Source organism: Sphingobium sp. IP1, assembly GCF_002708645.1.
GTDB classification, from domain to species: domain Bacteria; phylum Pseudomonadota; class Alphaproteobacteria; order Sphingomonadales; family Sphingomonadaceae; genus Sphingobium; species Sphingobium yanoikuyae.
This window is the reverse complement of record NZ_NOIW01000198.1, coordinates 1-4,592: the sequence shown is the minus strand read 5'-3', so window position 1 is coordinate 4,592 and position 4,592 is coordinate 1. Positions and strand designations below refer to the sequence as shown.

The following is a 4,592-nucleotide window of genomic DNA, read 5'->3' as shown; positions in this document are numbered from 1 at the left end:
TGGGACTTTCCCGCCATTCGCGTATGTAGGGAGAACGTCGGCATTCGCTGACAGCGGCCATTCCCGACCTTGCAAATTACCGAACGGCATTCACACCCGTTAATGCCATTTGGCAACGCCGTCGTTACCTCCGTTGGAGATACGGTGTCCGACGCATTCGGCCATCGGCAAGCTCCTTTACGTGCATCCGCTATAACCCTCCGTAAGCAAATGTTGCTGTGCAGCATGCAAACCTTGTCGAAGTCTGGAGTTGTTTGATAATAGGCCGAACGTAAAAATCGGGGTGTAAGAAATTGGCTAGCGGGCAGTTTGGTTTGCGGCAAGCCGCCGCATGGGTGGGCGAGATCGTTGGCCCGGACAGGGGCTATGTCAATGTCGGCATCGTCTACACGCTCGCCATCACGCTTCTTTCCTTGGCGACGCCGATTTCTGTCCAGCTACTCATCAATTCGGTGGCACGTACGGCGCTGGTCGCACCGCTGTGGATACTGTCAGGCGTTGTGCTGGTGCTCCTGCTGCTGGTGGCGTGCCTCAGCGCGCTACGCCTCTACCTGCTGACCATGTTCGAACGCCGCCTGTTTGCGCGGGTGGTCGCTGAAGTCACGGTGCGGGCAGTCCATGCGCAGAACCCGTTCTTCGCCGATGAAAGCCGGGGCAGCCTGTTCAACCGCTACTTCGACATGGTTGTCGTCCAGAAATCGGTGCCAAGCCTTGTCATCGGCGCGTTCACCATCGTCCTCCAGGGTGCGGTGGGGCTGGTGGTTACGAGTTTTTACCACCCCTTCTTCCTTGCCTTCAACATCATTCTGGTGGTGACCTGCCTTTTGATCTGGATGCTGTGGCGCCACGGGGCAATCACGGGCGCCGTCGGGGTATCCCATGCCAAACATGAAGCCGCTCAATGGCTGGAGAGCGTCGGCGCATCCAACGGCTTCTACAAATCGGCCCGGCATCTGAACTTCGCGATGGATCGCTCGGAAGCGGTGACGGCGAACTATATCCGCGCCCATCGCCGTTATTTCCGCTATAGTTTTGCGCAGGCTCTGGCCTATTTCCTGGTCTATGCCTTTGCCGCTTCAGCCCTGCTGGCGCTCGGCGGGAACCTCATCCTCGCAGGACAGCTGTCAATCGGGCAACTTGTCGCGGCAGAGCTCATCCTGTCCGGGGTCTTCTATGGCATTGCCCAGCTTGGCTGGTATCTCGATACATTCTACGATCTGGTAGCCAGCTCGGAAGAACTGTCGCAAATCTTCGCGATCCCGCAGGAGCCTGTGGGTCTGAGCGGTCAAGCGCCACCCGACGGATCGGTCCGCTTCCGCAACGTTGAACTGGCCGGGTCGCGCTTCGACTTCGCGATCGACAGCGGAGAGCAGGCCGTCGTTGCGGCTGAACCGGGCGTCGAAAATCAGATTGCGCTACTGCTCAAGCGCCACGTCAATCCCGATCGCGGACTGCTAACGATCGGCGGCAGCGATCTTGGCAGCTTCGATATGTATCTGTTGCGGTCGGAGGTCGTGGTGCTCAACCGGCCCACCATCGTGGATGTCACTATTCGCGAATATCTGACCATGGCGGCTGGAGGCAATGCGGACAGCGCCATAACCATGAAGGTGCTGGATGTCGTGGGCCTGGCGACGCGCATTTCCAGTCTCTCTAGCGGCCTTGATACACGATTGGCAAGTTCAGGATCACCGCTCTCCATCGTCGAAGTCATGCAGCTTAAGGTCGCAGCCGCGCTGATCAGCCGTCCCAAGGTACTGCTGTTGTCCCAACTGTACGACATGATGCCCGCCGGCGCGCTCCACGCGACACTGCGGATGCTGCGTGAACGGGGGACGACGGTCCTGCTGTTCACCGGACGACCCGAGGCGACGGATCTCGACAGCTCATTATGGCTGGGCACGCAAACGCAGCGTCAGTTCGAGGACAAGGCGGCGCTGTCGCAGTTCCTTGCCGAGAGGGAGATTCAGCCGTGACGATCAACGCTACGCAACTGACGCACTTCCGCTCGCTTGCCGGGCTGAACCCGCCACGCGTCGTCATCGTGGTGGCCTGGCTCATTATAGTGGGGATTTTCCTAGCCGTCGCGATCCTTTTTGTACCCTGGCGGCAGACGGCGCAGGGCGGCGGCCAGGTCACGTCGCTTGATCCGAGCGACCGGCTGCAACAGGTGTCGTCGATGGTGGAGGGCCGTGTGGACCGTTTCTTCGTTCAGGACGGCCAGTTGGTGAAAGCGGGTGATCCGATCGTGAAGGTGGTCGATGTCGATCCGAATTTCCTAGAGCGTTTGGCCGCGGAAAAGGCGGAGGTGGAGGCGCAGATCGCGGCAATTGAACAGGCTCGCGCTGTTGCCTCGATCGACGTGGGTCGCACCTCGCAGCTCTTTGCGGAGGGGTTGGCCGCGCGGCGTGATTATGAGCAGACACAGATCAAGGTCGCCGATGCCAACGCCAAGCTGGCCGAAGCGCGCGCCAAGTTGAAGCAGATCGAGGTCAAACAGATGCGGCAGTCGGCGCAAGTGGTCACAGCGCCGCGTGACGGGCGTATCCAGGATCTCAATGCTGCTGCAGGTGGAGCCTTGATTTCCGCCGGCACTGTCCTCGCGACCGTCGCGCCCGAACGGATCGAGCGGGCGGTGGAACTGTTCGTTGACGGGCGGGATATCCCGCTGGTTGACAAGGGGCGTCCGGTGCGGCTGGAGTTTGAAGGCTTCCCAGCATTCCAGTTCAGCGGGTGGCCAGCTTTTGCCGTCGGCATCTATGATGGCCAGGTTCGTTCCGTGGACCCCACGCCGCGCGCCGACGGGCTGTTCCGCGTGCTGGTCGAACCGATGCCGGGCAAGCCCGCATGGCCCGCACGTCGCTTCGTGCGCCAAGGCGGCAAGGTATTGGGCTGGATCCAGGGCGACAATGTCACCGTCGGATATGAACTATGGCGCCAGCTCAACGATTTCCCATTGAACTTCGGGCAGGATCAGGTCGCTCATAAAGCACAGGATAAATCGGACAAAAGCTCGGTCGAAAAGAAAAAGAAGTGACGATGCGGACCGTGATCAGCGTCGTTTTGCTGGCGAGCGCTCCCCCGGCCTTTACGGCTGAGGCGCAGGACGCTGTGTCGAACGCTTCTGCTCCAGCGATCAGCGGCACGCTGACGTTGCAGGAGGTGCTGCAATCTTCGGCCCGTGCCGCACCCGACATCATCGCGGCGCTGGCGCGCAACCGGCAAGCGGAGGCTCGAGCGCTGACCGCGCAGGGCGCGTTCGACACGGTCTTCGCCGTCGAAGGACGCAGCCGCGTACAGGGCTATTATGACGGCACCGAAATCGCGAGCAAGGCCGAGCAGCCGCTGAGCGACAATGGCGGCTATCTCTACGGCCAGTACCGGGCGTCGCGCGGCGATTTTCCCGTCTATGAAGACAAATCCTACACGAATCGCCTAGGCGAATTGAAGGTCGGGGCGCTCTATTCGCTGCTCCGCGACCGGTTGGTCGATGCGCGACGTTCGGAATTTCGGCTGGCGAGCAACGATATCGACATCGCCCGGTTCGAGGCCAAGGCGACGGGCATCGGCGTCCAGGCGCGCGCGGTGGAAGCTTATCAGAAGTGGGTCGGCGCCGGACTGAAGCTCAAAGCCTATGAGGCACTACTTGCGCTGGCAGATGGGCGCACCAACGGCATCGAGCGTCAGGTGCAGCTTGGGGCCAAACCCGATATCCTGCTTACCGAGAACGACGTGAATCTCGTCAGGCGACAGGCTTATGTCCTAGAAGCGCGGCAGGATTTTCGCGCCGCCGCCGTCAAACTGTCGCTCTATTATCGCAACGCGGAGGGCGCGCCGATCATCGTTGATGAAACGCGGCTGCCATCCGACATTACCGCGCTGGATGGGATTAGGACGGGGGCCGCCTTCAACTTGGAGGGCCGTCCCGACTTCGCCATCATGCTGGAGGAAATCGACAAGGCGACCGTTAAGCTTGCTCTTGCCCGCAACGACATGCTGCCGCGGCTCGACGTTGGGGGGGAGATCGCCAAGGACGTCGGCCCAACGGGTCTGGGCGGGCGGAGTCGCACGCCGCTTGAGATGATCGTCGGCGTGACCTTCAAGATACCGCTGCAAAACCGCAAGGCGAAGGGCAAGCTGGCCGAAACCCAGGCGAAGATCGACGAATTGACGGTTAAGCAGCGGTTTCTAGCTGAAAAGATCCGGGCTGAAGTCACCGCGATCGGTCTCGAGGTCGAAGCAGCAAACCAGTTGGTCGTAACCTCGGGGAAAGAATGGGCGCTGGCGCAGCGCTTGGCCGCAGCCGAACGTCGCCGTTTCGAGCTGGGATCGAGTGACTTCTTCCTCGTCAATCAGCGCGAGGAAAGCGCAACTAATGCCGAGATTAAGCTCATCGAGGCGCAGGCCCGCATTGCCGCTGCGAAAGCCGAGCTCGCCGCCGCAACGGCCGATGAAGACGCGCTCGGCCTCACCCCATCGTAATACCAGATTGATCTGGCCCCCTACTCAAGGCGTCAATTCTAATGTTCAAAAGGCAGCTTTTGTCGAGAGCGGCCGTCGGGACTCATTTAACGAACAGCGTTAGTTGGTCG

General features: G+C 60.7%; 3 protein-coding genes. All 3 read left to right on the top strand.

Annotated features, from left to right (window positions below):
* The first annotated feature begins 293 nt into the window (after positions 1 to 293).
* Genes CG471_RS29020 through CG471_RS29010 form a run of 3 tightly spaced genes read left to right on the top strand, consistent with a single transcriptional unit; the run spans position 294 to position 4,482 of the window.
* Complete coding sequence (locus tag CG471_RS29020) at positions 294 to 1,976, top strand: ABC transporter ATP-binding protein (RefSeq protein ID WP_037520668.1); 1,683 nt, start codon at positions 294 to 296, stop codon at positions 1,974 to 1,976.
* Positions 1,973 to 3,037, top strand: a complete 1,065-nt coding sequence (locus tag CG471_RS29015) for an efflux RND transporter periplasmic adaptor subunit (RefSeq protein WP_037520670.1) — start codon at positions 1,973 to 1,975, stop codon at positions 3,035 to 3,037. The genes CG471_RS29020 and CG471_RS29015 overlap by 4 nt, the downstream gene beginning before the upstream one ends.
* Before the next feature lie 2 nt (positions 3,038 to 3,039).
* Positions 3,040 to 4,482, top strand: a complete 1,443-nt coding sequence (locus CG471_RS29010) for a TolC family protein (RefSeq protein ID WP_037520671.1) — start codon at positions 3,040 to 3,042, stop codon at positions 4,480 to 4,482.
* Positions 4,483 to 4,592 lie beyond the last annotated feature (110 nt).